Consider the following 26,479-nt stretch of genomic DNA (forward strand, 5'->3'; position numbering starts at 1 on the left):
GGCTCACCATTGACCGAAGCGCCTCTCGCGTCACGGCCCCGACAATAACCCGCCATTTGTGTACGGCATCTCACCCGAACGTTTGGAACTCACCCGTGTGCGCCCGGATCCACAGAGGCAAGCATTAGCAAGTCGACTGAGGTGAGCTTTTCCTACGACGCGCATTACCGGTTCGATCGGTTCGGCGACCGTCCTGAGTCGAACGAAAATCCGGACCGCTGATTGCCGAACGTCCGGGTCGACGGTAGGCGTCGAACATAGAAATTCCACGGAACAGCGGTCGGACGAAGCCACCGATCCGATCCGTGGGTGACGAGTGACACCCTGGCGGGCCGACCCGGATCTTCTCTACGGTCGAGAGCGGCCGATCACGGGAAACAATCCTTACCGGAGGACGGGTGCGGGCGGCGGCAAGGGCGTGGCTCGCCGACACTGCCGGCGGGTTGCCGGCGGTCTTCTGGTACCTCTGGTCGGGGCTGCTGGTCAACCGGGTCGGCGCCTTCGCCATGCTCTTCCTCCCGCTCTACCTCACCGACGTACGCGGGGCCGGCGACGCGCTCGCCGGCCTGATCGTCGGGGCGTACGGGCTCGGCGGCGTGCTGGGGGTCCTGCTCGGCGGGGTGCTCGCCGACCGGTGGGGGCGGCGGCGCACCCTCGTCTGGTCGCATCTCGCGGCCTCGACGCTGCTGGCCACGATGGCGATCGTGACCAGCCTGCCGGTGATCGCGCTGCTCGCGACGCTCGTCGGGATCGCCCACTCCATGCCGGGCCCGGCCTTTGTCGCCGCGATCGTCGACGTGGTGCCGCCGGACCGCCGCTCCCGCGCCTTCAACCTCCAGTTCTGGGCTCTCAACCTCGGCATGGCGGGCGCGTCGGCGCTGGCCGGCCTGCTCGCCGAGGCGAGCTATCTGGCGCTCTTCCTGGTCGACGCGGCGGCCACCCTGGTCACCACCGCCATCATCGCCTGGAAGGTGCCGGAGACCCTGCGCCGCACCGCGCCGACGCCGCACCCGGAGCTGGCCGGAAGCCGCCGGGCCGGGTTGCTCGCCCCGCTCACCGACCGCGTCTTCCTGGTCTTCGTGGGCCTGACCTTCGCGTACGCCGTGATGACCACCCAGACCTCGACGGTGATGCCGCTGGCGATGCGCGCCGACGGCCTCGGTTCCTCGGCGTACGGGCTGGTGGTGGCCGTCGGCGGGTTCCTCATCGTGATCGGACAGCTCTTCGTGCCCCGGCTGATCGACGGTCGCCGCAAGCACCGGGTGCTGGCCACCGCGCTCGGGCTGGCCGCGATCGGGTACGCCGGTCTGGCCGTCACCGACGGACTGCCCGGCTACCTGGCGGCGGCGGTGGTCTGGACGGTCGGCGCGATGCTCGCCGCCCCGCCGAACGCGGAGATCAACGCCGAGTTGGCCCCGCTCGCACTGCGTGGCCGCTACCAGGCGGTCTTCTTCCTGACCTTTCCGGCGGCGGCGTTCGTGGCACCGGCGGTCGGCGGGGCGAGCCTGCAGTACCTCGGCGACGGCCACTGGTTGGCGGTCGGCCTGCTCGGCCTCGTCACGGTCGCCGGTCATCTGCTCGCCGGTCCGCCCCGGGAACGCCGGGTGGCCCGCCTCACCCGGGTCCGGACAACCACGCCGGTGGTGCGGCGACGGTAGCCGGTCAGCGGTGCGGTCCGGCGCGGATCTCGGCGGCGGTGGCCAGGTCGGTGACGGCGAAGAAGCGCGGTTCGATGCCGCCCCGGCGGACGGCGGCGTACGGGTCGGGGCGGTTCCTCAGCGCGAGAGCGCCTTCTCCAACTGGGCCTTGGACATGCTCGACCGGCCCTTGATGTTGCGCTTCTTCGCCTCGTTGTAGAGCTGCTCCTTGGTGCGCCCCTGCGCACCGCTGTGCGACCGCTTGCCACCCCGGTGCCCGGAGGAGACGTCCTTGACCGACGAGCGGCTGGCGGTCTTCGACTCGCCGGAGCGGGCACGCTCCTTGTTGACGGTCCGGGCGGCGATCTCCTCGGCGCGGCCGGCCGACTCGCCACGCTTCTTCGCGCTGGCCTTGATGTGCTCGTACTGCCGTTCCCGTTTCGGGCTCGAACCTGCGGGCATGACGGAACTCCTTCCGAGGAGACGACGGTCAGAGAATGGGCTTGCCGCCGGTGACCGGGATGACCGCGCCGGAGATGTAGCTGGCCTCGTCCGAGGCGAGCAGGACGTACGCGGGAGCGACCTCCTTCGGCTGGCCGGGGCGGCCCAGCGGGGTGTTCCTGCCGAACTTCTCGACGTGTTCGGGCGGCATGGTCGAGGGGATCAACGGGGTCCAGATCGGGCCCGGCGCGACGGCGTTCACCCTGATCCCCCGCTCGCCGAGCAGCTGGGCCAGCCCGGCGGTGAAGTTGGCGATCGCGCCCTTGGTGGTCGCGTACGGCAACAGCGTCGGGCGCGGCGTGTCGTAGTTGATCGAGCTCGTGTTGATGATCGACGCCTTCTCGCCGAGGTGCGGCAGGGCGGCCTGGACCAACCGGAACATCGCCGTGATGTTGACGTCGAAGGTGTGCTGCCACTCCTCGTCGGTGACCTCTTCGATCGTCTCGTGGGTCATCTGGTACGCGGCGTTGTTCACCAGTACGTCGATCCGGCCGAACTCCTCGACCGCCCGGTCGACCACCTCCCGGCACACGGCCCGGTCGCCCACGTTCCCGGGGACGAGCACGGCCCTGCGGCCCTCGTCCTCGACGAGCTTCCCGGTGTCCCGGGCGTCGTCGTGCTCGTTCAGATAGGAGATCAGCACGTCGGCGCCCTCCCGGGCGAACGCGATGGCCACGGCCCGGCCGATGCCGCTGTCCCCGCCGGTGATGACCGCCTTCTTCCCCGCCAGCCGGCCCGCCCCCCGGTAGGAGTCCTCGCCGTGGTCGGGCTTGGCGCGCATCGCGTCGAGAGTGCCGGGCGGCTGCTGCCGCGGTTCGTTCTGCTGGTCGTCGGGCATCGGGTCGCTCCTCGCGTTTCCAGGTACGGCGCGCCGGGAAAGGCCGGTCGGCAAACTCCGCTTCCTCGGCCGATAGTGGCGAATGTCCCCATGCCCGGCAGGTGGTAAACCCGCCTCCGCTGCTCAGCCGGCAGCGTGCCGCAGCGCGAACCTCGCCACCGGCTGCGACCGCTCCGCCAGGAAGGGCGCGAAATACTCGGCCACCAGGTCGGCGACGCCCTCGGCGTCCCGGCTCCCGTCGACCTCGATCACCCGGATCTCCAGCCGCCGGGCACCGCGTACGGCGTCGTCGGCCAGCAGGCGGTCCCGCTCGATCCGGTGGCGCTGCCCGAGTGTGGGGTCGCTGACCTCAAGACCGAGGCGACCGGCCCGGGGCAGCCGGGCGAGCTGCCGCTGCCGGAACTCCTCCGTCGGCACCATCACCACCATCCGGCGGGTCGATCCGGCGACCGGTGCGACCAGCTCGGGGCGGAGCCCCCAGCCCTCGGCGAGGATGGGGCGGGGCGAGACGAGAGCCGCCAGGTCGTCCTTCACCCACTCGAACCGCTCCGCGAAGTCGTCCAGCGCCCGCCGGGCCATCTCCTCCGGCGTCGTACGCACCCAGACCGTCTCCTGGTCGGGCTCCGCCGGCTCGCCGCGCCGGATCCGCCGCAGCGTCCGCCGATCGTGGTGGCCGCGCGCGTCGTGGTAGTCGTAGTGGTAGTGCGTCAGTCCATGACGCTCGGCGAGGATCCCGGCGACGGTGGACTTGCCCGCCCACTGGCCACCGCCGATCCAGAGTGCCCGCCGCAGGGTGCTGAAGGGGTCCCATCGCATACCCAGCAGGGTGGGCCGGTTCGGACCCGAATTCCAGTCTTGTTCTCGGACGCCCGCCCTGGTCAACTGAAAGTAGATGACGCGGGTCGGGTGCCCACCGCCCTGGACGGCGGGCACCCGACCACCTCACGACAGGCTCAGTCGACGACGGGGGGCGCGGTCCTCGCCGCCTCCCGCAGCGCCGCCGCCGCACTGGCGTACGGGTTGTAGGTGTACGACCGGGAGAGGCTCCCCGGGACCGTGAAGTACTCGACCGACAGCTTCGCGGGGTCGGTCGCGATCTCGCCCCGCCCCGGCAGGTCGTTGCCGTCGTCCCAGCCCCACGGCGCGTTCGCCGAGTTCGTCGAGCAGGAGAAGGTGCCGACGCCGCAGTCGCCGGAGGTGTCGCCGGCGAAGGTGCCGAGGTGGGCGAAGAGGCTGGCGTTGGCCCGCTGCGCCCAGAGCCCGCCGGAGGCGAAGATGTCGACGAGCTTGTAGCGGACGTCCCGGTCGTTGCCGTTGCTCGGCGTCTCGGCCACCGTCGACGGGTAGTAGACGATGCCGTCACCGTTGATGTTGTACTGCGGGTACGCCTTCAGCCCGTGTCCCCGCGCCTCCTGTGCGGTCACCGGATGCTGGAACGAGTCGTGCGGCGACGACGCGAACTGGAGCGTGCCGTCGACGTTCTCCCGCCCGCCGGTCCAGTTGCTCCCGGCCGGCGTGTAGGAGTAGAAGTCGCTGTGTGCCACTGTGACCGCCGAGCGCAGCACCCCGTACGTCGAGCCGTCCCGCTCGATGGCGAACATGACGCCCTCGCCGTCGTTCTCGTGCTCGGTCTCGAAGAACGGGTGGTCGATCCAGTCCCGGGGGTGGAAGAACAGGTACGTGATGTACCAGTGCGTGCTGGTCTCCAGCACCGAGTAGTACGCGTGCGCGGCGAACGAGGCGCTGGAAGCGGCGGCGTTGTCCCAGTTGTTCCGCCCGTTCAGGTCGCCGTCGAAGTCGACCCTCGTGATGTAGTCGGAGCGGCCGCCGAGCGCGTGGCTGCCGGTGGCGTCCACGTCCTGGTAGTGGATCGGCGCCCAACGCAGCGCCAACTCCGCCCGGCTGACCGCCGCGCCGGCCGGCGCCGGTGCCGCCAGCCCTCCGGCCACCAGTGCTCCGGCCATCATCGTCGTCGCCAGTACGGCCGTCGCCAGGGATCTCCCGGCGGTCCTGAGCCGATTCGGCATGTGTGCCCTCCCACGGTCGGGTTTGGATAGACCGCGGGCAATCTATGTGATCGACGACGGCTGGCACGTGTCCAGCCGTCGACGAGCGTCTTGAGAACAGTCGACGGGTTGGCGGCACCGCCGGCCGGTCAGCCAAGAGGACGGGCGATGTCCCGGGCGTAGTCGACAAGCGCCGCACCGACCACGGTCGCCTCGATCGGCAGCACCTCCAGGCAACGCCGCACCGCCACCGCCATCAGTGCGTTCGGCACTCGCATCGACAGGGTGCAGTGCGGCACCCAGCGACCGGGCTGGTACAGCTCGCTGACCGGCACGCCTGCCGAGGTCAGCTGCGCGTGCACCGTCGCATGGTGGGCCAGCAACTCGGGGCTGGGGCTCGGGCCGAGCCAGAGCACCCGGCCGACGAACTGGCCGGCGTACTGGAGGGAGAGCCGCAGCGGCGGGGCCACCACCGTCCCGGCCAGCGCCTCGCCGACCGCGTCGGGATCGAGTTGGGCGGCAACCGCCAGCGAGACGTGCGGCCGGTGACGGGGACCCAACGACCGGAGGCTCTGCACACCCTCGGACTCCAGCGTGTCCCAGAGCACCCGGATCCGCCGGGTGGCGTCGGTGTCGAGATACACCTCCAGGGCGGCGACCACCGACCAACTCTCCGGTCGTGACGCCTTCCTGTCAATGAGGCGCGATCCCAGCTCACACCCGATCTTGATCAAAGCGCCCCTTATCGAACCGGTGCGGGATGAGGTCGGTCGATCTCGCTCAGCGGTTCACTGACTTCACGTCGTCGGATTCGTCCTCGGTGTCGCAGACCCTGAATGTACGGCAGCATCACCCATCAGCCCGACCAGAACCAACCGATCTACCGCTACAGTATGGGATCGGCCACGTGGCGTGTGGTGGTCAGCACGCGCTGCGACTCACCCCGGGACGATTCCATAAACGGCATCATCACCGCATTCCAGGAGTAGCGCCGGTGACGCGTGACGAGTTCAAGGACGTGGTCCTTGCTGACACGCGTGACCGCCTCGCCGCAGGAGCGTTCATCACCCATCCGGTCACGATCGGATCCGTCTCGTTGGAGAGGAGCGGATCGGCGACGGACCTCGTCGTCGAGTTCACGAGCGCCGAGAGCGGTCAGCCGCTCCGTTACGGCTGGCGAGCTGCCGTCTGGCCGGCGCCCGACCTACCGCCGGCCGCTGTCGCTCAGCATCTCGTCTCGTCGCTCGTCGAGCGGGTCGAGGCCGCCGACGCCGAGCTCGCCGGTTCCGAGCGCGACGGCGTGCTGTGGCTGGCGCCATCACCAAGGTCGCGTTAGAAACGCCGACGATCCCCGCCCGGAGATTCCGGGCGGGGATCGCCACGATCCGCCCCGGGTGCACGCCTCGGCGCCGCCCGGCGGGTCCGGCTGCCGGTTCTACCGCAGCCCGTTGGAGATGGCCGTGATGAGTTCACCGTTGCTGGTGTCGCCGGAGAGCTCCCAGAAGAAGGAGCCGCCCAGGCCCTGGCTCTTGGCGTACGACATCTTGCCGCCGATGGTGGCCGGGGTGTCATAGCTCCACCAGTTGCTGCCGCACTTCGCGTACGCCGTGCCGGCGACGGTGCCGGTGGCCGGGCAGGTGTTCTTGAGGACCTTGTAGTCCTCGATGCCCGCCTCGTAGGTGCCGGGTGCCGCCCCGGTGGCGGTACCACCCGGAGCGGCCTGGGTGACCCCGGTCCAGCCCCGGCCGTAGAAGCCGATGCCGAGCAGCAGCTTGTTGGCCGGGACACCCTTGCTCTTCAGCTTCTGGATCGCCGCGTCCGACCAGAAACCCTGCTGCGGGATCCCGTTGTACGAGGTCAGCGGCGAGTGCGGCGCCGTCGGGCCCTGCGGGGCGAAGGCACCGAAGTAGTCGTAGGTCATCGGCATCAGCCAGTTGAGGTTGTTGATGGCCCCGGCGTAGTCGGCCGCGTCGATCTTGCCACCGTTGCTGCCGTCCGCGGTGATGGCGGCGGTGACCAGCGCCGAGGAGCCGAACCGGCTGCGCAGCGCGGAGATGACGTTCCTGAACGCGTTCGGGCCGCTGCTGTCGCAGGTCAGGCCGCACGCGTTCGGGTACTCCCAGTCGATGTCGATGCCGTCGAAGACGTCCGCCCAGCGCGGGTCCTCGACCAGGTTGTAGCAGGACTCGGCGAACGCGGCCGGGTTCTGCGCGGCCTGGGTGAAGCCACCGGACCAGGTCCAGCCGCCGAAGGACCAGATCACCTTGAGGTGCGGGTACATCCGCTTGAGCTTGCGGAGCTGGTTGAAGCTGCCGCGCAGTGCTCCGGCGTCCCAGGTGTCGGCGACGCCGTCCACACTCTCCGCCGCCGTGTACGCCCGGTCGTAGTCGGCGTAGCTGTCGCCGATCGCGCACCGGCCGCCCGTGGTGTTGCCGAAGGCGTAGAGGATGTGGGTCAGCTTGGCGGCCGAGCCGCTGGTGTGGATGTTCTTGACGTGGTAGGCCCGCTGGTAGACACCCCACTGGGCGAAGTAGCCGACCACCTTCTGCGCACCCGGGTTCGGTGGCGGCGCGGTCGTCGGCGGCGGGGTGGTCGGCGGCGGGGTCGCGGTCGGCCGTGGGGTGGTCGGCGTCGGCGTGGGGGCGCCGCCGCCCGAGCAGGACGCGCCGTTGACGGTGCAGCTCAGCGGCGCGCGGTAGCCGCCACTGCCGACGTATCCCCAGCTGAACGATGCACCGGGGGCGAGTGCACCGGCCCAGCTCTTCTGCACCGCGACGTAGTGGTTGCCGCTGCGGGTGACGTCGGCGTCCCAGAAGCTGCTGACGGTGGTCCCGGCGGGAAGGTCGAACTCGATCCGCCAGTTGGCCACCGACGCGTCGGTGCCGTTGGTGACGGTGACCCGTACCTCGTGGCCGGAGCCCCAGTCGGAGGTGGCGGTGAAGCTCGTGGTCAGGCTGCCGGCGCCGAGGGCCGCGGTGACCGGGACCACGGCGACGGCCATCGCGGCCGCGACGCCGGCCCACAGCGCCCGGCGGATGGATCTCCTCATGGTGGGCGTCTCCCTAATAGATAGGAAACTTTCCAGATAGCTGAGGCGACGCTACTCAGCAGTTCACCTCTTCGTCAAGATGTCCATCTTTCGATTCCATACGGCCGACGACGGACGGGACGTCGGGGATGGAAGGAGAAAGTGGATCCTGGCGGCCGCGTCGCCCGGTAGCCTCGGGCCATGACCGAGCCATACACGAGTCCCAGTCGGCACCGGCGCCCCGGACGCGTCGGCGAGCGGCGCGGAGGGACGCGGTGACCCTCTTCGACGTCCAGATCGGAGCACTGACCGGGGGCCCCGCCGCACTCGACCAGTTCCGGGGCAACGCCGTACTTGTGGTCAACCTCGCCTCGAAGTGCGGGCTCACCCCGCAGTACGCCGGCCTGCAGGCCCTGCACGAGGCGTACGCGGACCGGGGGTTGACCGTCCTCGGGGTGCCCAGCAACCAGTTCGCCGGGCAGGAACCCGGCACACCGGACGAGATCGCCGAGTTCGCCCGTTCGACCTTCGGGGTCACCTTCCCGATGACCGAGAAGGTCGACGTGAACGGGCCCGACCGGCACCCGCTCTACGCCGCGCTGGTCGAGGCGACGGATGCCGACGGGCACTCCGGCGACGTCCGGTGGAACTTCGAGAAGTTCCTGGTCGGCCCGGACGGCACCGTGGTCGCCCGGTTCGCGCCCCAGGTCGAACCGGAGTCACCGGAGATCAGCGCCGCCATCGAGCGGGTGCTGCCGCCGGGCCGGCAGTAGCGCGCCCCGACCGGCGCCGTGAGCCGCCGCCGACCCGCCCGCCAGCACGCACCGGGCGTGCCGGGGTCAGACCCGGCGCCGACCGGAGAAGCCGCACTCCACCCGGTGGTACCAGCCCAGGTCGCTGTCCCCCTCCAGCCAGCACCAGAGCACCGGGCGGCCGTCCCGCTCGCCGGGGAAGTCGAGCAGCACCGGGGCGAAGCCCTTGACCTGGATGTCGTGCCCGGTCAGCTCCTCGAGGATGCCGAAGATCCGCGCCTCCAGACCCTTCACCTCGGCCAGCCCGCCGAGCGGACTGGCCCCGCGTTCGGTCAGGTCGACACGCATCTCGGCCAGGTCGGCGCGGAGCACGATCAGCTCGTCGATCCGGGGCCGCAGCGTCGCGACCAGATGACGTGCCTGGGCAAGGGTGAACACGCGGACAGTATGGAGCACCGGGCACCGGACCGGGACGACCGGCCGCCGACCGGCGGCTCAGTCGTGCTGTGCCGCGATCTCCCGGGCCCGGTCCCGGGCGGCCTCCAGAGCGGCCAGCAGCGCCGCCCGTACGCCGTGGTTCTCCAATTCGCGGATCGCCGAGATGGTGGTCCCGGCCGGCGAGGTCACCGCCTCCCGCAGCTTCACCGGGTGCTCGCCGGAATCACGCAGCATCACGGCGGAGCCGATCGCGGTCTGCACGATCAGCTCGTGTGCCACCTGGCGGGGCAGGCCGAGCAGGATGCCGGCGTCGACCATCGCCTCGACCAGCAGATAAAAGTAGGCCGGGCCGGAGCCGGAGAGCGCGGTCACCGCGTCCTGCTGCGACTCCGGCACCCGGATGGTGGGGCCGAGCGGCCGGAACATCTCCTCGGCGAGTTCCAGGTGCGCCGAGGTCGCGTGCGCACCGGCGGAGATCGCGGTCATCGCCTGGTCGACCAGGGCCGGTGTGTTGGTCATCACCCGGATCACCGGGGTGCCCTCCGGCAGCCTCCGGGCGAAGAAGTTCGTCGGCAGCCCGGCGCAGAGCGACACCACCAGCTTGTCGGCCGGCACCTTCGGCCCGATCTCGTCGAGCAGCGCACCCGCGTCCTGCGGCTTGACCGACACGGCGAGGACGTCCGCCTCGGCGACCGCCACCAGGTTCTCCACCACCCGTACGCCGTAGCGGGTGGCGATCTCCTCGGCCCGGCTCTGCCGCCGGGTGGTGGCCAGCAGCCGGTCCACCGGCCAGCCGGCACGGAGCAGCCCGGAGAGCATCAGCTCGCCGATCTTGCCGGTGCCGATCACGGCGACCGTGTGCGCTCCCGGCGCCAGCCCCATCGCTCCTCCTCCGGTGAAGCCCGCAGGCTCTGCTGAGGCCCGCAGGCTCTGCTGAGGCCCGCAGGCTCGGTGAAGCCCGCAGGCTCTGCTGAGGCCCGCGGGCCACCCCGCCACCGCCGGTCGCTGCTAGCTGCCGAAGAAGACCTCGGCCTCGGTGTAGCGCTCCAGCGGCACGGTCTTCAGCTCACGGGTCGCCTCGGCCAGCGGCACCCGGACGATGTCGGTGCCCTGCATGGCGACCATCTTGCCCCAGTCGCCCTCGTTGACCGCATCGATCGCCTGAAGTCCGAGCCGGGTGGCGAGCACCCGGTCGAAGGCGGTCGGGGTGCCACCGCGCTGGATGTGCCCGAGTACGACGGTCCGGGCCTCCTTGCCCGTCTTCGCCTCGATCTGGTCGGCGAGCCACTGCCCGATGCCACCCAGGCGGACGTGCCCGAACGCGTCGAGTTCCTGGTTCTGCAGGCGCATCTGACCGTCGAGCGGCAGGGCGCCCTCGGCGACCACCACGATCGGGGCGTACTGCTTCTGGAACCGCTTCTCGACGTAGGTCGCGACCTGGTCGACGTCGAACTGCCGCTCCGGCAGCAGGATCACGTTGGCGCCACCGGCGAGGCCGGCGTGCAGGGCGATCCAGCCGGCGTGCCGGCCCATCACCTCCACGACCAGGGTCCGGTGGTGACTCTCGGCGGTGGTGTGCAGCCGGTCGATCGCCTCCATCGCGATGTTGACCGCGGTGTCGAACCCGAAGGTGTAGTCGGTGGCGCCCAGGTCGTTGTCGATCGTCTTCGGTACGCCGACCACCTGGACGCCGAGCTCGTGCAGCTTGGTGGCGACGCCGAGGGTGTCCTCGCCGCCGATCGCCACGAGCGCGTCCACGCCCTGCTGCGCCAGGTTGGTCTTGATCTGCTCGACCCCGCCCTCGATCTTGAACGGGTTGGTCCGGGAGGAGCCGAGAATCGTGCCGCCGCGCGGCAGGATGCCCCGCACCTCCGCGATGCCGAGCGGCTTGGTCAGCCCCTCCAGCGGGCCGCGCCAGCCGTCCCGGAACCCGACGAATTCGTGGCCGTAGGTGGCGACGCCCTTACGCACCACCGCTCGGATCACCGCGTTCAGACCCGGGCAGTCACCACCACCGGTGAGCACGCCGATACGCATGATCTGCTTCTCCTCCTGGAGCAACGAGTGAGCCCGCGAGCCCCAGGGTGCGAGTCAGGTCAGACCGTCGGCGTCGTTGCCGGCCCGGGGCGGGCCGTCATTGCGCACTGTAGTCGCCCGCCCGGGGGCGGACCACCGCGCCCCGGACCCTTTCGGCAACGGATTCGTGCGCGGCTCAGGACGATGCCGGCCGGGCCTGGATGGCCCGCCACCGTGCGAGGTTGTGCCTGGCGTCGACAAGCGCGTCGTGCCGCCCGGCCGCGGCCTCGGGCAACGGCGGGCTTCCCCGGTCCTCCCAGTGCTGGCGCAGCTCCCTGGTGAACCGGGGGATCTCCCGGGGCAGCGCCGGCATGGCGCCCCAGAGTTGGGCGAGCGCCACGTGGTCGTACGCGGCGTACCAGGCCCAGAGTTCGATCCGCTCCCCCGGCCGGCCCCGGACCGGCTCCATCAGGAACTCGTAGAGATCGTCCCGGATCCGTTCCCGGGAGCGCCAGGCCCGGTCGCCCGGTGACGGGAGCTTGTCCAGCACGTGCCGGCGCACCCAGGGCACGGCGCGGGAGTCGTCGAACTCGGTGGAGACGGCGTAGAACTCGCGGCCGTACTCGTCGACGACGCCGATAGAGACGAGGTCGACGAGCCGGCCGTCCTCGATGAACTCGCAGTCGTAGAAATAGCGGTAGACCATCGCCGCCATCCTCGCCCATGCGTCCCGCCGTGCGGGAATCGGGGTGGAATTTCCACCATTCGGCGTCGGCGTGCCCGGTCGGCCGCGACGAGGGGTCGGCGTGGTGATCCGGATGTGTCGGCGGATCACCACGCCTCCTCCATCGGGCAGCCCGGCGCCCCCACGCCGGGTGGTACCCGTCCGCCGCAGCCGGCCAGCGGACTCGCGCCCTCCGACCGGCCCCGGCCTCCCCGCGCCCCCTCGTATCCGCCACGCCCCCGTATGGCCCCCACCCAGTGGCGGATCTGACATCAGAATGCCCCCTGGTCAGCGACAGAACTGTCACAGAAGTGATTTCGGGGGTGTACAGCAAGCGACAGGGCCGTCATGATCTGATGTGTACCGCTGCCGGACCCTACCGGTATCAGTTTCATCTTGCTTCTTCGGTCGGTTGCGGGTCGACCGAGAGCAATACTGTGGTTTTACCGGGGAGGGGTTGAGCCGTGGAGATTCGCCTGCCTGAGCCGGGCGACGCCCTCACCGGCGTCGAGATGTTCGCCGGCCTCGAGCCCGAGGTGCGCCAACGGGTGATCGCCGCGGCGGTGCCGCGTACCTACCGCAAGGGACAGCTGCTCTTCGTGGAGAACGATCCCGGCGAGTCCCTGATCGTCCTGCGCCGGGGGGCGGTCGCGGTCTTCCGCACCGCGCCGACCGGCGAGCGCGCGGTGCTCAACGTGATCCGGCCGCCGGATGTGCTCGGCGAGGTCTCCCTGCTCGACGCCTCCACCCGGTCGGCCTCCGCCGAGGCCATTGAGGACTGCACCGCCCTGGCACTGTCCCGAGGGGCGTTCATGGAGCTCGTGCACTCCAACCCCCGGATCCTCGACGCGGTGATGCGGTCGCTCGGTGGGCTGATCCGGCGGCTGACCGAGCAGAACGCCGACCATGTCTTCCTCGACCTGCCCGGCCGGGTCGCCAAGACGCTGGTGCGGCTCGCCGGCGAGAGCCAGGCACCGATGATCACCATAGAGCTCAACCAGAGCCAGCTCGCGGAGATGGCGGGCGGCTCGCGGCAGAGCGTCAACCAGGCGATCGGCTCGTTCGCCAGCCGGGGCTGGCTGCGTACCGAGGGACGGCGGATCGTGGTGACCGACGTGGCGGCGTTGCGCCGCCGCGCCGGCATGACCGAACGCTGAACCCGTCCGCCGACCCACGGCACGACACACTCACGTCCAGCACGACACACACGTCCAGAAGGTGCGACCGGGCCCGACCGGTCCCACCGTCCGGCTCCCGGCGGCCCGACCGGGTCGGGCCGGACCGGTCAGGTCGCCCCCGGCCAGTTGGTCGTCTCCCCGCCGCCGCCCTTCCCGTCGCCGCCCTCTCCGCCGACCACCCCGGCGGCCTGCAGCTTCGCCAGCGTGGCGGCGTCCACGTCAACCATGTCCCCCGAGGAGTGGCCGACGCCGTCGGCGTCGGTCCATTCCTTCTCCAGTCGGACGTACACCATTGCCCATCCTCCATAACTCGTCGATAGGTAGGCGCCAATGACTGTATCTTGGATCACTATGGGCAGGACTGTCCGCTAGCCAACAGCCCGGTTCCGGACACCCGGTGCCGGCCCTGATACTCGGCGGTGGTAATTCCAGGATCGCGCGACCGCTGGCGAGCGACCGCGCGACCGCCGGTGACTCGCCGGAGTTTCCGGCCGGCCGCCGCCACGGCCGGGCGGCGCCGCCCCGCCGAACAGCACGTCCCATCGACGCTGTAGGAGGACGGCATCTCCGCTACCTGCACCAGATGCGGCCGAGTCGCTGCCGTCGGCGACCGATACTGCGGCGGCTGCGGCACCGAACTGACGCCGAGCTGCCCGCACTGCGACCAGCCGCTGCCGGCTGACGTCGCGTTCTGCACGGCCTGTGGCAAGCCCCGGCCAACTCCGTCGGGCCGTCCCGCCCCGCTGTCCCAGGAGGACCGGCGGCGGGTCAGCGTGCTCTTCGTGGACCTCATCGACTTCACCCCGTACGTCGAGCGGGCCGATCCGGAGCTGGTCCGGGGCATGCAGACCGCCTTCTTCTCGGCGGCCCGCCGCGTCATCGGCCAGTACGGCGGGGTGGTGGAAAAATACATCGGCGACGCCGTGATGGCACTCTTCGGCGCGCCGGTGGCGACCGAGACCGACCCGCTGCGCTGCGTCCGCGCCGGGCTGGAGTTGCAGCGGGTGCTGACCCGGCTGACCCCGACCGGCGCCGACGACCTCCGGTTCCGGGTGGGGGTGGCGACCGGCGAGGCGCTTGTCGACGTCTCGGCGGCGCGGGACGGCGGCCAGGCCATCGTCGCCGGTGACGTGGTGAACACCGCCTCCCGGATGCAGTCGGTGGCGCCGCCCGGCGGCGTACTGGTCTGCGGCACGACCTACGCGCTGACCCGGGACGCGGTCCGCTACGCGGAGCAGACGCCGGTGACGCTGCGGGGCCGGTCGAGCCCGACCGAGGTGTGGCTGGCGCTGGCGCCGGTGGACCGGCAGCCGCCGGACCGCGAGCCGGACAGCACTCCGCTGATCGACCGGGAACACGAACTGGGGTTGCTTGTCAACGCCATGCACCGCTCCATCCGCGACCGGCTGCCGCAGCTCGTCACGGTGCTCGGACACGCCGGCATCGGCAAGAGCCGGCTGGTCCGGGAGTTGTTCCGGCACACCGAGCGGCTGACCGACGAGCCGGTGACCTGGCGGATCGGCCGCTGCCGGCCGTTCGGCGAGAACGTCACCTTCGCCGCGCTGGCCGACATCGTCAAGGCGGAGGCCGGGATCCTCGACACCGATCCGGCCGCCACCGCGGCCCGACGGCTGGAGACGGCACTTGTCGACCTGGTCGGCCGCGGTCCGGCGGACCGGCTGATGGACGCGCTGCGCCCGGTGGTGGGACTGCCCGGGCCGACCCTGCCGGCCGAGGAGGCGGAGTCGGCCTGGCGCCGGTTCCTGGTGGCGCTCGCCGCCCGGCAGCCGACGGTGCTGGTCTTCGAGGACCTGCACTGGGCCGACGAGGCGATGCTGCACTTCGTCGAACTGCTCGGGGCGTACGCGGAGAGCGTGCCGCTGCTGCTGCTCTGCACCGCCCGCCCCGAACTGGTCAGCCGGGAGCCGAGCTGGGCCGGGACGATCGCCGCCTCGCTGACCGTCACGCTGCCGCCGCTCCGGGACAGCGGCATCGCCTCGCTCTACGGGCACATCTTCGGCCAGGCCGCCTTCTCCACCGACATGCTCAGCCCGCTGGTCGAGGTCGCCGACGGCAACCCGCTCTACGCCCACGAGTACGTGCGGATGCTGATCGAGCAGGGCGCGCTGCGCCAGTCCGGCCGGGGCTGGTCGCTGGAGAAGCAGCACGACCTGGCGATGCCCGACAGCGTGCACTCGGTGATCGCCAACCGGGTGGACCTGCTCGACGGCGCGGACCGGATGGTGCTGCTCGCCGCCTCGGTGGTGGGCATGCAGTTCTGGCCGGGCGCCGTCGCGGCCGCGCTCGGCCAACCGGTCGAGTCGGTCGAGCGGGCGCTGCGCCGGCTGGAGCAGCGGGACTTCGTGCACGAGCAGTCCAGCTCGGCAATGGCCGGGCAGCCGGAGTTCCGCTTCCGGCACATCCTGGTCCGGGACGTCTGCTATCAACGGCTGCCCCGCACCGAGCGGGTCGCCCGGCACGAGCGGACCGCCGACTGGCTGGCCGGGCTCTCCCGCGGCCGGGACACCGACCTGGCCGAGGTGCTCGCCCACCACCGCTGGGCGGCGCACGAGATCGCCCACACCCTCGGGGTGGAGACCGAGCGGTACGCCGCACCGGCCCGGGAGGCGCTGCACCGGGCGGCCCGCCGGGCGTACGCCCTGCACGCGCTCGACGCCGCGGCCAACCACGCCGCCCGGGCGCTCGGGCTGGCCGACGACGGCGACCCGGTCGACCGGCTGCGACTGGAGCTGCTGCTCACCGAAATCAACTACTTCCGCGACGGCACCGCCTTCCTCGCCGGGGGCGGCACCGACCAGTTGCACGCGCTGGCCGAGCGGCTCTTCGCGTACGCCGACCACGGCGGCGCGGCGCGGGCCTGGACCCTGCTCGGCAAGGCTGCCTGGCTGAGCGCCGACCGGGGCGAGGCATTGTCCTGCCTGGACCGTGCCGTCGAGCTCTTCGACGCGTTGCCGGACACCGCCGAGAAGGCCGACGCCTACGCCGAGCTGGGCCGGTTGCACATGCTCAACTACGAGCGCGACCCGGCGGTGGCGGCGGCCGGCGCGGCGGCGGACATCGCGCAACGGCTGGGTCTGCTGGAGACCCGGACCGACGCGCGGATCACGGTGGCGACCGCCCGCTACCAGGCCGGCGACCGGGCCGGGCTGGACGAGCTGCACAGCATCCTGCGGTTCTGCCAGGAGTCCCAGCTCGTCGTGCTGCCCCGGGTGGTACGCAACCTCGCGCACGCCATGCGGGAGGAGGGCGACTGGATCCGGGCCGACGAGCTGGTCGCCTCCTGCCCGGCGCTGGCCCAGGCCGAGGCGCTCTCGACCGGCGGCTCGGCGGAGGCGCCCCGCGCCTACTACGAGGGCGACATCGGCCGGCTGCTGACCGTGGCCGACGGGTTCGTGGACACCCCGGCCGGCCGCTGGGACATGCAGATCCGCGGGATGCGGGCATACCTGCGGGTACTCCGCGACGAGCCGGTACCAACCGGCGGGCCGAAGGGTGGACCGGCCACCGGGGCGAAGAGCGGACCGGCCGGCGGATCGAAGAGCGGACCGGCCGGCGCGGCGCTGAACGGACCGGCCGGCGCGGCGAAGAACGGACCGGCCACCGGGGCGAAGAGCGGACCGGCCGGCGCGGCGCTGAACGGACCGGCCGGCGCGGCGCTGAACGGACCGGCGGGTGGGCGGCCGGGGATGCGCGCTCCGGACGACGTGACGGACGCCCTGGAGACCGCGCGGCGCAGCGGCTTCCACCGGCTGCACTGGAACATGCTGGCCCTGGGCGCGCTCTGCCGGGCATTGCAGGGGCGGGACCGGGAGGCGGCCGGGCTTCTCGACGAGCTCGCCGACTCGTGGGCGGGGGTGCCGGCGCTGGCCAGCGGAGAGTGGATACCGGCCGCCGCGTACGCCGCCGTGCTCGCCGGCCGCGACTCGGCGGTACGCGTCCGGGCGATGCTCGACTCGGTCACCCATTCCACGCTCTGGGCGGAGGCGGCGGTGCAGACCGTGACGGCGGCGCTGGCCGGCGCCGACGGCGACCACGCCCGCGCCGGGCAGCTCTACACCGCGGCGGCGGAGACCTACCGGCAGATCCCGGACGTCACCGACCGGATGCTGGGGCTGGCGCTCGCCGCTGCCGAGCTGGCCCTGGCCGGGGAGGACGCCGCCGCCGAGGTGGCGCTGGCCGAGGTACGCGCATTCGCGCTGCGCAACCGGATGCCCGGTCTGCTCCGGCTCGGCGAGGGCGGGCCGGCCCAGGACACCGACGCCCCGATGCTCGCCTCCTGACGCCCGGCAGCACCAGCGCTGCCCGGCACCGCCCTCGGCTGAAGTGTTAGGAAGGGCCCCCGCTACAACAGAAAACGATAAGCGGGGGCCCTTCCTTTCAGGCGGCCAGGGAGTCGGCGGGGGGTGCGACGATGGCGGGCGGGCCGGCCGTCTTCAGCTGCTGGTTCTTGATCTTCTGGGCGTAGATGTCGACGTACTCGCGGCCGGAGAGTTCCATCAGCTCGTACATGATCTCGTCCGTGATGGCCCGCTCGACGAAGCGGTCACCGGCCATGCCGGCGTAGCGGGAGAAGTCCAGGGGCGTACCGAACCTGATCTTCACCCGCTTGATCTTCGGAAGCAGCTTCCCGGGCGGTTGGATCTCGTCGGCGTTGAGCATCACCACCGGGACGACCGGGGAACCGCTGTCCAACGCGAGCCGGGCCACCCCGGTCTTGCCCCGGTAGAGCCGGCCGTCCGGCGAGCGGGTGCCCTCCGGGTAGATCCCGGCCAGGTTGCCGGCCCGGAGGACCGTGAGCTGCGTCTCCAGCGCGGCCTGCGCGGCCCGCCCGCCGGTGCGGTCCACCGGGATGGTGCCGGTCCCCACGAAGAACATCTTCACCAGCCAGCCCTTCAGCCCCTTGCCGGTGAAATATTCGGCCTTCGCGACGAAGGTCACTTTTCGCTTGACCATCAGTGGCATGAAGATCGAGTCGGAGAACGACAGGTGGTTGCTGGCGAGGATCGCCGGACCGGAGGCGGGGACGTTCTCCCTCCCCTCGACCTGCGGCCTGAAGACCAACCTCAGCCAGGGCCCGAGGACGACGTACTTCATCAGCCCGTACAGCACCAGTGTCCTTCCCGAGATCCCGCACGTCCCCACGTCGGCCGCCGGCCGCCGGCCGGCGCGGCGCACGGGTGCGCGTCGCGCCGCCGCCGGGAAAGCCGCGGGCGGGAACTGTCGGCAAGAAGCCTACGAAGCGGGTACGCCGCGCCACAACGCACTCCCGCAACCCGTGCCCGCCGTGTCACGATTCATTGCACGGCACGCAGGCGCGAGCCGCGGTCGCGAACACGGCCGCGCGCCGGGGCCGGTGAGGAGGGGGTCGGGTGTCAGCGGGCGGCGCCCGCCGGGGACGGCGGGACAACGGACTGGAGGCGACGGAGTACGCCGTCGCCGGTGACGTCGACCCGCGGCTCGGTGAACACCTGCTGGATGTGCTGGCCGCCGGCGGTATCGCGGCATACCTGCAACCCTCCGCCGATCTCAACCCGGTGACCCGGACCACCACCGTGCCGCCCCGGCCGGTGGACCGGCTCTACGTCGACCGCAGCTTCCTGGCCACCGCCCGGGACTACCTGACCCAGCTCGCCGACGAAGAGTCCCCGACCCAGCCACCGGCCCCCCGCCCCGACCCGGACCGCGACCCGGACGTGGAGGCGGAGTGGGCCCGGATCGTCGCCGGCTACCACACCGAGGTCGCGGCGGACCACCGGTCCTGGCCGGCCGTCGAGGACGTGTCGGTCGGCGAGCCGCCGGAGCGTGCCGCCGGCACCCCGGGCGCCAGGCCCGGCCCGGAGGCCCCCGGACCGGCGGACCCGGGCGCCCGCCGGCTCCCCTCGGCCACCGACATCTCCGGGATCTCCGTCGGCGGGCGGACCGACGGAGACGGGTCACTCCTCGACGGCCTGGACACCTTCGGCGCCGGACTCCCCGACGAGCAGGAGGAGCGCTACGTCCCGCCACCGCCGCCGCCACTGCCCCGGCTCTCGAAGTACGCGGTGGTCGGGGCGCTGGCCATCGTCGCCGGCTTCGCCCTCTTCCTCTTCCCCCACCTGCTCCCGATCGACCGGGGGTTGGTCACCATGCTCGGGTTCGCCGGGATCCTCGGCGGCTTCGTGACCCTGATCTGGCGGCTGCGGCCCGGCACCGACGAGGACGACGACGACCCCGACGACGGCGCGGTGGTCTGACCCTGCGCGGTCCGACCCGGCGCGCTGACCGGGTGCGCTGGCGCCCGGCACTCTGACCCGTGGCGTCCAGATCGCGAGATTCCTCGCGCTGTGGAGGCAACCCGTAACACTCGCGTAATTTCGCCTCAGTAGGAATACTGCTGTAAGTTACCTTCCCCTCACGACTGCCCGATCGCTCATTATTCGCGGTGGTCGCCTCGCCCGGAACGAGGTGCCCGATTGCGACAGAGTTCCCTCGTGGTGGTGGCCAACCGGCTGCCCGTCGACGACAGCGTGGCGCCGGACGGCGCCTGCGAATGGCGCCGCAGCCCCGGCGGGCTGGTCAGCGCCCTGCACCCCCTGCTCCAACACACCCCCGCGACCTGGGTCGGCTGGGCCGGCGGCACCGGCCCGGCCCCGCTGCTCGCCGACGTCGACGGCGTACGCATGCACACCGTGCCGCTCGCCGCCGAGGACGTACGCGACCACTACGAGGGCTTCGCCAACGCGACGCTCTGGCCGCTCTACCACGACGCGGTGGAGCAGCCGGTCTACCACCGTCGCTGGTGGGAGGCGTACCAGCGGATCAACCAGCGGTTCGCCGAGGCCGCCGCGGAGGCGGCCGAGCCCGGTGCCGTGGTCTGGGTGCAGGACTACCACCTGCAACTCGTGCCCGGCCTGCTCCGGGCGATCCGCCCCGACCTGCGGATCGGCTTCTTCATGCACGTGCCGTTCCCACCGCCGGAGCTCTTCATGCAGCTCCCCCGCCGCGCCGAGCTGCTACTCGGGATGCTCGGCGCCGACCTGGTCGGCTTCCAGCGCCCGCAGGCGGCGCACAACTTCGCGCAACTCGCCACCAAGGTGCTCGACCTGGCCGCCACCGACCGGCGGATCGCGGTGGACGACCGGGTGGTCCGGATCGGCGCCTTCCCGGTCTCCATCGACATGACCGAGATGGAGGCGCTGGCCAACCGTCCCGACGTGGTCACCCGGGCCGCCCGGATCCGCCAGGACCTCGGCGACCCGCAGCACATGCTGCTCAGCGTCGACCGGATGGACTACACCAAGGGCATCGAGCAGCGGCTCAAGGCATACAGCGAGCTGCTCGCCACCGGGCACGTCAAGGTGCGGGACACGGTGATGGTGCAGGTCGCGGTCCCGAGCCGGGAACGGGTCGAGCAGTACCAGATCCTCCGCGAACGGGTGGAGCGGGAGGTCGGCCGGATCAACGGCGAGTTCGGCCGGGTCGGTGAGCCGGCGATCCACTACCTGACGCAGCCCTTCGACCGGGCCGAGCTCACCGCACTCTACCGGGCCGCCGACATCATGGCGGTGACCCCGCTGCGTGACGGGATGAACCTGGTCGCCAAGGAGTTCGTCGCGGCCCGGGTCGACGACGGTGGTGCGCTGCTGCTCAGCGAGTTCGCCGGTGCCGCCGCCGAGTTTCCGGAGGCGTTCCTGGTCAACCCGCACGACCTGGAGGGGCTGAAGCTGACCCTGATGCACGCGATCCAGGCCACCCCGGCCGACCTGACGTCCCGGATGCGGGCGATGCGCGGACAGCTGCGGGTGCACGACATCCGGGCCTGGGCCCGCTCCTACCTGACCGCCCTCGACCAGAGCGGCCACCTCGCCAACCGGCTCACCACCACCTGACCGTCTTCCCTGATCAGGGAGCGGTCGGCTCGCCAGAGCAGGCCGAGCGCTCCCTGATCACGAATCGCCCTACCGGGTTTCGTTTTTTTCCAGCCAGTCGAGGATGGCGTCGATCGGCTCCCGCCAGCGGGCGTCGAGCATCATGTCGTGGCCCATGCCGGGGAAGAGCAGCGGGGCGGCGCCGTACCGGGCCGCCGTACGGGTCAGCGCCGACGCCGGCACCACCCGGTCGTCGGGGCTGCCGAGCACCAGCATCGGCGGGTTGCCCACCGGCGGCTCGGGCGCGCGGTGCCGGAGCAGTTGCCACTGCGCCCGGGAGGAGGCCCGGCCGAGCCGTCCGGCGTACTCCCGGGCCGCCGCGTCCGGCAGCTCCCGGCTGAACAGCTGCCGGTGGTTCAGCCGCAGCGGGCCGCCGACAAGCGCCGGCAGCGTGCCGGCGGGGTTGCGGCGCAACGCCAGGCCGAGCGTGCTCCAGCCGCCGAAGACCGGCGCGACCAGCACCCCGGCCCGGGCCGGATAGCGGGCCAGCGCGTGTGCCACCACGAGCGCACCGGCACCGTGCCCGACCAGCACCGCCTGCCGGTCCAGGCTCGCGGCCACCTGGACCACGTCATGCGCGTACGCCCGCAGCGTCGCCTTCGGTGCCTGCCCGCTGCCGCCGTGCCCACGCAGGCTCACCGCGTGCGCCGGGAAGGCCCGCGATGCGGCGTGTTCGAGCCAGTGCTCGGCGAAGGCCCAGGCCCCGTGCCCGAACCCGGGCACGAAGAGCAGCGGCGGCCGGCCCTCCGGCGCCTCCGGGGTGGCGACCCGCACCTCCCGGAACACCGCCGGCACCGGGCGGGCCCGGTCCGCCACCCGCAACACCCGGGTCGTCACGCCGCCACCTCCAGCTCGTCGAGGGTGCGCTGCACCGCACGCAGATAGTCGATGTGCCCGATCTCGAACCAGTGCCGGGTGCTCTCCTTGACCTTCGCGGAGTGCCACCGGTTGCCGGCCTCGGCGTCGACCCGGCCGGCGAAGGCGCGGGCCCGCTCCGGGGCGGTGTCGCGCAGCCGCAGCCAACGGGCGATCATCACGGTCTGCCAGTGCACCAGCGGCAGCAGGCCGGAGTCGGGCTGGAGCAGGCCGGCGACGGTCAGCGTCGGGTGCCGCCGGGGAAAGGCGTTGAGATAGAGGGCGGGTCGCCCGGTCGCGTCGGTGCCGATCAGCTCCGGGGCCAGGAACTCGAAACGCGGCAGGTAACCGGTGGCGAAGACGACCAGATCCGGCTCGAGCTCCCGGCCGTCGACCAGGGTCACGCTGTTGCGCCGGAACCGGCCGATCTCCGGCACCGGGGTGATCGTCCCGTGTCCGAGCTGGTAGACGAGCTGGCTGTTGACGATCGGGTGGGTCTCGAAGAGTCGGTGGTCGGGCCGGGGCAGGCCGAACCGGGTGAGGTCGCCGACGGTCAGCCTCAGCACCCACTGGAAGATCCACTGCCGCAGCCGCAGCGGCAGGCGGTAGAGCCCGAAGGAGTCGTTGACCTGGTCGGCCGGACGGCCGAGGGCGTACTTCGGGGCGTACCAGTAGCCGCGGCGGGTCGAGTGCCAGCACCTGGCGGCCTGCTGGCCGGCCTCCACCGCGATGTCGCAGCCGGTGTTGCCGGCTCCGACCACCAGCACCCGCTTGCCGCGCACCTGGGTGGCGTCCTTGTACGCCGACGCGTGGATCACCTTGCCCCGGAACTCGTCCAGCCCCTCGTACGCCGGCATCTTCGGCGCCCAGTTGTGCCCGTTGGCGACCACCACCGCCGCGTAGCGGGAGGTGCGCTCGGCGCCGTAGCCGCCGGTGCTACGGGTGGTGACGTCCCAGCGGTCGCCCTCGGCCGGCTCGACCCGCACCACCTCGGTGCCGAACCAGACGTGTGGCCGCAGGTCGAAGTGGTCGGCGTAGTGCTCCAGATAGGACAGTAGCTGGCTGTGGTGCGGATAGTCCGGCCAACTGTCCGGCATCGGGAAGTCGGGGAACTCCGTGAACGGGCGGGACGTGATGAGGTGGGTGCTGGCGTAGACCGGACTGCGGTCGTGCCGCCAGTTCCAGGCCCCGCCGACCCCGGTCTCCCGTTCGTAGCAGTCGACGCCGAAGCCGTACTCCTTCAGGTTCTTGATGGCGGTGAGGCCGCTGGCCCCGGCGCCGATCACACAGACGGTGCCGCCCCGGTCGTAGACCGGGCGCCCGTCCCGCCAGAGGGTCGCGGCCGGCTCGTTGCTCTCCTGGTCGCTGAAGGTGGACACCGAAGAATCTCCTTTTGTCCGGCACGAGTGCCGACGTGCGGGGGAATCCTCTCGGCTGCCGTCGCCCTTGTCCAGCCCGCCGCGCGCCGTTACGGGAAGGCGGCGGCATGGCCGACGGGCGAGCGGCGGTAACCCGTGGTCGCCGACGGCGGTAGACCCGTGGTCGGCGGGCGGCGGTAAACCCGTGGTCGGCGGGCACGGGCAGCACCGATGATTGCGGTCATGGTCACCACCCGACGAGCCGGCATGCGCACCGGGGACGGTGGGCCGTCCGATGCGCCCGGGAGCCGGCATGGGCGCCACCGATCGTCGCCGTGAGCGCGCCGTCAGGGCGCTCGACGGCTACGCCAGTGGCCCCGACGCCCCGATCCTGGCAACTGCCCGCGCCCTGGCAAGACTCGACGACGCCGACGCGGTGGTGCTGGTCGAGGGCATCAGCGACCAGATCGCCGTGGAAACCGCCGCCGTGGGGCGCGGCCGGGATCTCGATGCGGAACGGATCGTCGTCGTACCGATCGGCGGGGCGCACGCGATCGGCCGCTTCCTGACGGGACTGGGTCCGCTGGGCGGCCGGGTGCGACTTGCCGGCCTCTGCGACCGGCGCGAGGAGGAGCTGTTCCGGCGCGGCCTCGCCGCCCGGCTCGGCGCGTCCGCCCCCTTCGGTGGGATGGAATACCTGGGATTCCACGTCTGCGTCGACGATCTGGAGGACGAGCTGATCCGCGCCGTCGGTGCCGCGGCGGTCGAGGTCCTCTTCGACGCGGAGGGCGATCTCGGGTCGTTCCGCTCGTTGCAGGCCCAGCCCGCCTGGCGCGGCCGGCCACTCGACGCGCAGATGCGACGGTTCCTGGGCAGCGGCTCGCGCCGCAAGCTGCGCTACGCACGGCTGCTCGTCGAGACGGCGGTTGGCCGGGACGGCCTGCCCCGGCCGCTCGACGCGCTGCTCGCCACCGTCTGACCCACCGGATGTCAGCATGGTCAGCTGACCTGTTCCGCGGTGTCTCCGCCGGAAACCGTGGTGAGTACGCGGGCGAGCCAGTCGTTGCGGGTCCGCCTGGCGGCGGCCGAGACCGGCACCCGCGGATACAGCGCGTCGAACCCGTGGAAGCCCCCGGCCCAGACGTGCAGTTCGGCCTGGCCGCCGGCCGCCCAGATCCGGCTGGCGTAGTCGACGTCCTCGTCGCGGAAGACCTCGGCGGAGCCGGCGTCGACGTAGGTGGTGGGCAGGCCGGCGAGGTCGCCCGCCAGCGCCGGTGAGACGTACGGCGAGACGGGCCCGCCGGTGCGGTCGCCGAGCACCGATCGCCAGCCGAACTCGTTCATCTCGCGGGTCCAGACACCCGGTCCACCGGAGAACTGCCGGCTCGACGTGCTGCTGTTGCGGTGGTCCAGCATGGGGCCGATCAGCACCTGGGCCGCGATGGGCGGGGTGCCGAGGTCGCGTGCCATCAGGGTCACCCCGGCGGCGAGGCCGCCGCCGGCACTCGCGCCCGCCACGACGACGCGGGTCGGATCGATGCCCAGCTCGGCGGCGTGCTCGACGGCCCAGACCAGGCCGTGGTAGCAGTCGTCGACCAGGGTCGTGCCGCCGACCTCCGGCGCCAGCCGGTAGTCCACCGAGATCACCACGGCGCCGAACAGGTCCAGCCACTCCAGCGGGATGTCGATCTGCGAGTAGCGGTCCCCCATCACCATCCCGCCGCCGTGGATCCAGTAGACACACGGCGCCGCGGTGGCACCGCTCGCCCCGGCCGGGCTGATGACCGACAACGGGATAGGCGCGCCGTCCGGGCCGGAGATGATGACCTCGCGCCGGTCGACGGCCCGACCGTCGAGCAACGGCTCGATCGGCGTCGACGCGTACGGTCGGATCTGTGCGAGCAGTTCGGGGTCGAGTTCGGACCCGAGCGGCATGCCGGCGAGCAACACGCGCAGTTCGGGGTCGAAGTCAGGTCGTGCGAGAGTCATGGTGCGTCCTTCCTCGGGTCAGCGAGCTCAGAAGGCGGCCTTGCCGCCGACCGGGACCTCGTCGGTGTAGTGGGACTCTCCGGCGAGCAGCGGCTGGATCCTGGCGACCAGTGCCTGCGCCTGCTCGGAGGCGAAGAACCTGCCGTGGGCCTGCTCGCTGGTCCAGCCCTCGGTCACGTGGACGACGTCGGGGTTGCTGGCCGAGCGGCCGACCAGGAAGACGACGCAGTCCTGCTGCGGCAGGGACGGCGCGTCGAGCAGAAGCTCGACCAGCTCGTCGCCCCTGCCCGGTCGGGCGGTCATGGTGGCGTGGAACCCGTGGTTGACGGCCATGGCTGGCGTTCTCCTCGGTCATGGCGCTAATGAAGCGCTGTTGGGATATCGACAATCCCATGAAATCAGCTTGACCAGGAGAAACGTTAGATTGATGCTCGCACTCTCTTGCCTGATCCTCTCGCTATAGCGAGGATCAGGTCAACCGGCGGCGGGCAGCAGCAGATCGGCGCGGATCGGGAAGTGGTCGCTCGCCCGCCGGGTCTGCTCGGAGTCCACCACGTCGTAGTCGAGTACGTCGATCCGGGGATCCACGAAGAGCGCGTCGATCCGGTCGCGCGGTTGCGGGCACGGGAAGGTGAACCGCCCCTCGCCGCCGGCCACCACCGCCACGTCGGTGAGCCCGTCGGCGACGGTACGCCAGGCACCGCCGCCAGAATTCTCGTTCAGGTCGGCCCCGACCACCACCGGCAGCCGCAGCGCGGTCAACTCCTGCTTGAAGAGTGCGGCCTGACCGGGACGCTCGGTCGGGTCGGTGGAGAGGTGCGAGCCGGCGACGACGAAGCGGGACGCCCCGACCCCGCATTCGGCGAAAACCGCACCGCGCATGTGCCGGCCCGGCGTCAGCGGAAACTGCCGGCACCAGGTCCGGTAGACCCGGACCCGCAAGCTGGTCAGCAGCAGGTTGCCCAGCGACGGCAGGCCACCGGCCGCGACCACCAGACCGAGCCGGTCCGCCAGGGCGGCGCACCTGTGCCGCCAGCGGAACCGACGCGGCGCCTCCTGCACGATCACCACGTCCGGCTCCAGCGCCCGGACCGCCCCGGCCAACGCGTCGACGTCGTCCCGCTGGCCGTGCACGTTGTAGGAGACCACCCGCAGCCGCATCGAATACCCTTCGAGTAAGGAAGGGCCCCCTCTTATCGCTTTCGGTAGAAGAAGGGCCCCTTCTTAACAG

Annotated in this window: 25 protein-coding genes; 8 read left to right on the plus strand and 17 right to left on the minus strand. The window is 71.6% G+C overall.

Annotated features, from left to right (window positions below; all coding sequences use genetic code 11):
- Positions 1–398 precede the first annotated feature (398 nt).
- Positions 399–1,658, plus strand: a complete 1,260-nt coding sequence (locus ACN27G_RS20400) for an MFS transporter (protein ID WP_421494371.1) — start codon at positions 399–401, stop codon at positions 1,656–1,658.
- A gap of 117 nt (positions 1,659–1,775) precedes the next feature.
- On the opposite strand, the gene ACN27G_RS20405 is transcribed toward ACN27G_RS20400, so the two are convergent.
- The 5 genes from ACN27G_RS20405 to ACN27G_RS20425 form a co-directional block, all read right to left on the minus strand.
- Complete coding sequence (locus ACN27G_RS20405) at positions 1,776–2,099, minus strand: plasmid stabilization protein (protein WP_421494372.1); 324 nt, start codon at positions 2,097–2,099, stop codon at positions 1,776–1,778.
- Positions 2,100–2,127: 28 nt separating this feature from the next.
- Positions 2,128–2,976, minus strand: coding sequence for a glucose 1-dehydrogenase (locus ACN27G_RS20410; protein WP_421494373.1), 849 nt, complete (start codon positions 2,974–2,976; stop codon positions 2,128–2,130).
- A 123-nt stretch (positions 2,977–3,099) separates the two neighbouring features.
- Positions 3,100–3,792, minus strand: a complete 693-nt coding sequence (locus ACN27G_RS20415) for a hypothetical protein (RefSeq protein WP_421494374.1) — start codon at positions 3,790–3,792, stop codon at positions 3,100–3,102.
- 137 nt (positions 3,793–3,929) lie between these two features.
- Positions 3,930–5,003, minus strand: a complete 1,074-nt coding sequence (locus ACN27G_RS20420) for a hypothetical protein (RefSeq protein ID WP_421494375.1) — start codon at positions 5,001–5,003, stop codon at positions 3,930–3,932.
- A gap of 128 nt (positions 5,004–5,131) precedes the next feature.
- Positions 5,132–5,644, minus strand: a complete 513-nt coding sequence (locus ACN27G_RS20425) for a 2'-5' RNA ligase family protein (protein WP_421494376.1) — start codon at positions 5,642–5,644, stop codon at positions 5,132–5,134.
- A gap of 332 nt (positions 5,645–5,976) precedes the next feature.
- Here ACN27G_RS20425 and ACN27G_RS20430 point away from each other — a divergent pair, with 332 nt between their 5' ends.
- The gene (locus ACN27G_RS20430; protein WP_421494377.1) at positions 5,977–6,318 is read left to right on the plus strand and encodes a hypothetical protein; all 342 of its coding nucleotides are present in this window, start codon (positions 5,977–5,979) and stop codon (positions 6,316–6,318) included.
- A 99-nt stretch (positions 6,319–6,417) separates the two neighbouring features.
- Here the strand turns inward: ACN27G_RS20430 and ACN27G_RS20435 are convergent, their stop codons facing one another.
- Entirely contained in the window at positions 6,418–8,031 is a 1,614-nt protein-coding gene (locus tag ACN27G_RS20435; protein ID WP_421494378.1) for a glycosyl hydrolase family 18 protein, read from the minus strand.
- A 254-nt stretch (positions 8,032–8,285) separates the two neighbouring features.
- On the opposite strand from ACN27G_RS20435, the gene ACN27G_RS20440 reads away from it, so the two are divergent.
- The gene (locus tag ACN27G_RS20440; protein WP_421494379.1) at positions 8,286–8,783 is read left to right on the plus strand and encodes a glutathione peroxidase; all 498 of its coding nucleotides are present in this window, start codon (positions 8,286–8,288) and stop codon (positions 8,781–8,783) included.
- A 66-nt stretch (positions 8,784–8,849) separates the two neighbouring features.
- Here the strand turns inward: ACN27G_RS20440 and ACN27G_RS20445 are convergent, their stop codons facing one another.
- The 4 genes from ACN27G_RS20445 to ACN27G_RS20460 form a co-directional block, all read right to left on the minus strand.
- Positions 8,850–9,200: a DUF2203 domain-containing protein gene (locus ACN27G_RS20445; protein ID WP_421494380.1), complete on the minus strand. Its 351-nt coding sequence runs from the start codon at positions 9,198–9,200 to the stop codon at positions 8,850–8,852.
- 57 nt (positions 9,201–9,257) lie between these two features.
- Complete coding sequence (gene proC, locus ACN27G_RS20450) at positions 9,258–10,082, minus strand: pyrroline-5-carboxylate reductase (protein WP_421494381.1); 825 nt, start codon at positions 10,080–10,082, stop codon at positions 9,258–9,260.
- A gap of 126 nt (positions 10,083–10,208) precedes the next feature.
- The gene (locus ACN27G_RS20455) at positions 10,209–11,237 is read right to left on the minus strand and encodes a 6-phosphofructokinase (protein WP_421494382.1); all 1,029 of its coding nucleotides are present in this window, start codon (positions 11,235–11,237) and stop codon (positions 10,209–10,211) included.
- Between the two features lie 175 nt (positions 11,238–11,412).
- Positions 11,413–11,922 (minus strand): polyadenylate-specific 3'-exoribonuclease AS, encoded by a 510-nt coding sequence (locus ACN27G_RS20460; RefSeq protein ID WP_421494383.1) that lies wholly within the window; start codon positions 11,920–11,922, stop codon positions 11,413–11,415.
- A 482-nt stretch (positions 11,923–12,404) separates the two neighbouring features.
- Here ACN27G_RS20460 and ACN27G_RS20465 point away from each other — a divergent pair, with 482 nt between their 5' ends.
- Complete coding sequence (locus ACN27G_RS20465) at positions 12,405–13,097, plus strand: Crp/Fnr family transcriptional regulator (RefSeq protein WP_421494384.1); 693 nt, start codon at positions 12,405–12,407, stop codon at positions 13,095–13,097.
- Positions 13,098–13,225: 128 nt separating this feature from the next.
- On the opposite strand, the gene ACN27G_RS20470 is transcribed toward ACN27G_RS20465, so the two are convergent.
- Positions 13,226–13,411 carry a hypothetical protein gene (locus ACN27G_RS20470; RefSeq protein ID WP_421494385.1) on the minus strand — a complete coding sequence of 62 codons (186 nt, stop codon included), beginning with the start codon at positions 13,409–13,411 and terminating at the stop codon, positions 13,226–13,228.
- Between the two features lie 270 nt (positions 13,412–13,681).
- Between ACN27G_RS20470 and ACN27G_RS20475 the strand changes: the two genes are divergently transcribed.
- Positions 13,682–17,419 carry an AAA family ATPase gene (locus tag ACN27G_RS20475; protein ID WP_421497401.1) on the plus strand — a complete coding sequence of 1,246 codons (3,738 nt, stop codon included), beginning with the start codon at positions 13,682–13,684 and terminating at the stop codon, positions 17,417–17,419.
- A 97-nt stretch (positions 17,420–17,516) separates the two neighbouring features.
- Here the strand turns inward: ACN27G_RS20475 and ACN27G_RS20480 are convergent, their stop codons facing one another.
- Positions 17,517–18,248, minus strand: a complete 732-nt coding sequence (locus ACN27G_RS20480) for a lysophospholipid acyltransferase family protein (protein WP_421494386.1) — start codon at positions 18,246–18,248, stop codon at positions 17,517–17,519.
- Positions 18,249–18,508: 260 nt separating this feature from the next.
- Here ACN27G_RS20480 and ACN27G_RS20485 point away from each other — a divergent pair, with 260 nt between their 5' ends.
- Entirely contained in the window at positions 18,509–19,372 is an 864-nt protein-coding gene (locus ACN27G_RS20485; RefSeq protein WP_421494387.1) for a DUF308 domain-containing protein, read from the plus strand.
- A 219-nt stretch (positions 19,373–19,591) separates the two neighbouring features.
- The gene (locus ACN27G_RS20490) at positions 19,592–21,007 is read left to right on the plus strand and encodes an alpha,alpha-trehalose-phosphate synthase (UDP-forming) (protein ID WP_421494388.1); all 1,416 of its coding nucleotides are present in this window, start codon (positions 19,592–19,594) and stop codon (positions 21,005–21,007) included.
- Positions 21,008–21,076: 69 nt separating this feature from the next.
- Here ACN27G_RS20490 and ACN27G_RS20495 read toward each other — a convergent pair whose 3' ends face one another.
- On the minus strand, positions 21,077–21,883 hold the full coding sequence (locus tag ACN27G_RS20495) for an alpha/beta hydrolase (RefSeq protein WP_421494389.1): 807 nt from the start codon (positions 21,881–21,883) through the stop codon (positions 21,077–21,079).
- Positions 21,880–23,280 (minus strand): flavin-containing monooxygenase, encoded by a 1,401-nt coding sequence (locus tag ACN27G_RS20500; protein ID WP_421494390.1) that lies wholly within the window; start codon positions 23,278–23,280, stop codon positions 21,880–21,882. The genes ACN27G_RS20495 and ACN27G_RS20500 overlap by 4 nt, the downstream gene beginning before the upstream one ends.
- Positions 23,281–23,572: 292 nt before the next feature.
- On the opposite strand from ACN27G_RS20500, the gene ACN27G_RS20505 reads away from it, so the two are divergent.
- Entirely contained in the window at positions 23,573–24,238 is a 666-nt protein-coding gene (locus tag ACN27G_RS20505; protein ID WP_421494391.1) for a TOPRIM nucleotidyl transferase/hydrolase domain-containing protein, read from the plus strand.
- Positions 24,239–24,258: 20 nt separating this feature from the next.
- Here the strand turns inward: ACN27G_RS20505 and ACN27G_RS20510 are convergent, their stop codons facing one another.
- The 3 genes from ACN27G_RS20510 to ACN27G_RS20520 form a co-directional block, all read right to left on the minus strand.
- Positions 24,259–25,248 carry an alpha/beta hydrolase gene (locus ACN27G_RS20510; protein WP_421494392.1) on the minus strand — a complete coding sequence of 330 codons (990 nt, stop codon included), beginning with the start codon at positions 25,246–25,248 and terminating at the stop codon, positions 24,259–24,261.
- 27 nt (positions 25,249–25,275) lie between these two features.
- Entirely contained in the window at positions 25,276–25,581 is a 306-nt protein-coding gene (locus ACN27G_RS20515) for a putative quinol monooxygenase (RefSeq protein ID WP_421494393.1), read from the minus strand.
- 141 nt (positions 25,582–25,722) lie between these two features.
- Positions 25,723–26,409, minus strand: a complete 687-nt coding sequence (locus ACN27G_RS20520; protein WP_421494394.1) for an endonuclease/exonuclease/phosphatase family protein — start codon at positions 26,407–26,409, stop codon at positions 25,723–25,725.
- Positions 26,410–26,479: the final 70 nt, after the last annotated feature.

It is taken from the genome of Plantactinospora sp. WMMB334, from assembly GCF_049179095.1.
In the GTDB taxonomy this organism is placed as follows: domain Bacteria; phylum Actinomycetota; class Actinomycetes; order Mycobacteriales; family Micromonosporaceae; genus Plantactinospora.

Bases quoted from the DNA above. Each gene is read 5' to 3' on its own strand.
- ACN27G_RS20405 (WP_421494372.1), bottom strand. From the start codon at position 2,099: ATGCCCGCAGGTTCGAGCCCGAAACGGGAACGGCAGTACGAGCACATC.
- ACN27G_RS20410 (WP_421494373.1), bottom strand. From the start codon at position 2,976: ATGCCCGACGACCAGCAGAACGAACCGCGGCAGCAGCCGCCCGGCACT.
- ACN27G_RS20415 (WP_421494374.1), bottom strand. From the start codon at position 3,792: ATGCGATGGGACCCCTTCAGCACCCTGCGGCGGGCACTCTGGATCGGC.
- ACN27G_RS20420 (WP_421494375.1), bottom strand. From the start codon at position 5,003: ATGCCGAATCGGCTCAGGACCGCCGGGAGATCCCTGGCGACGGCCGTA.
- ACN27G_RS20435 (WP_421494378.1), bottom strand. From the start codon at position 8,031: ATGAGGAGATCCATCCGCCGGGCGCTGTGGGCCGGCGTCGCGGCCGCG.
- proC (WP_421494381.1), bottom strand. From the start codon at position 10,082: ATGGGGCTGGCGCCGGGAGCGCACACGGTCGCCGTGATCGGCACCGGC.
- ACN27G_RS20455 (WP_421494382.1), bottom strand. From the start codon at position 11,237: ATGCGTATCGGCGTGCTCACCGGTGGTGGTGACTGCCCGGGTCTGAAC.
- ACN27G_RS20460 (WP_421494383.1), bottom strand. From the start codon at position 11,922: ATGGTCTACCGCTATTTCTACGACTGCGAGTTCATCGAGGACGGCCGG.
- ACN27G_RS20470 (WP_421494385.1), bottom strand. From the start codon at position 13,411: ATGGTGTACGTCCGACTGGAGAAGGAATGGACCGACGCCGACGGCGTC.
- ACN27G_RS20505 (WP_421494391.1), top strand. From the start codon at position 23,573: ATGGGCGCCACCGATCGTCGCCGTGAGCGCGCCGTCAGGGCGCTCGAC.
- ACN27G_RS20510 (WP_421494392.1), bottom strand. From the start codon at position 25,248: ATGACTCTCGCACGACCTGACTTCGACCCCGAACTGCGCGTGTTGCTC.
- ACN27G_RS20515 (WP_421494393.1), bottom strand. From the start codon at position 25,581: ATGGCCGTCAACCACGGGTTCCACGCCACCATGACCGCCCGACCGGGC.
- ACN27G_RS20520 (WP_421494394.1), bottom strand. From the start codon at position 26,409: ATGCGGCTGCGGGTGGTCTCCTACAACGTGCACGGCCAGCGGGACGAC.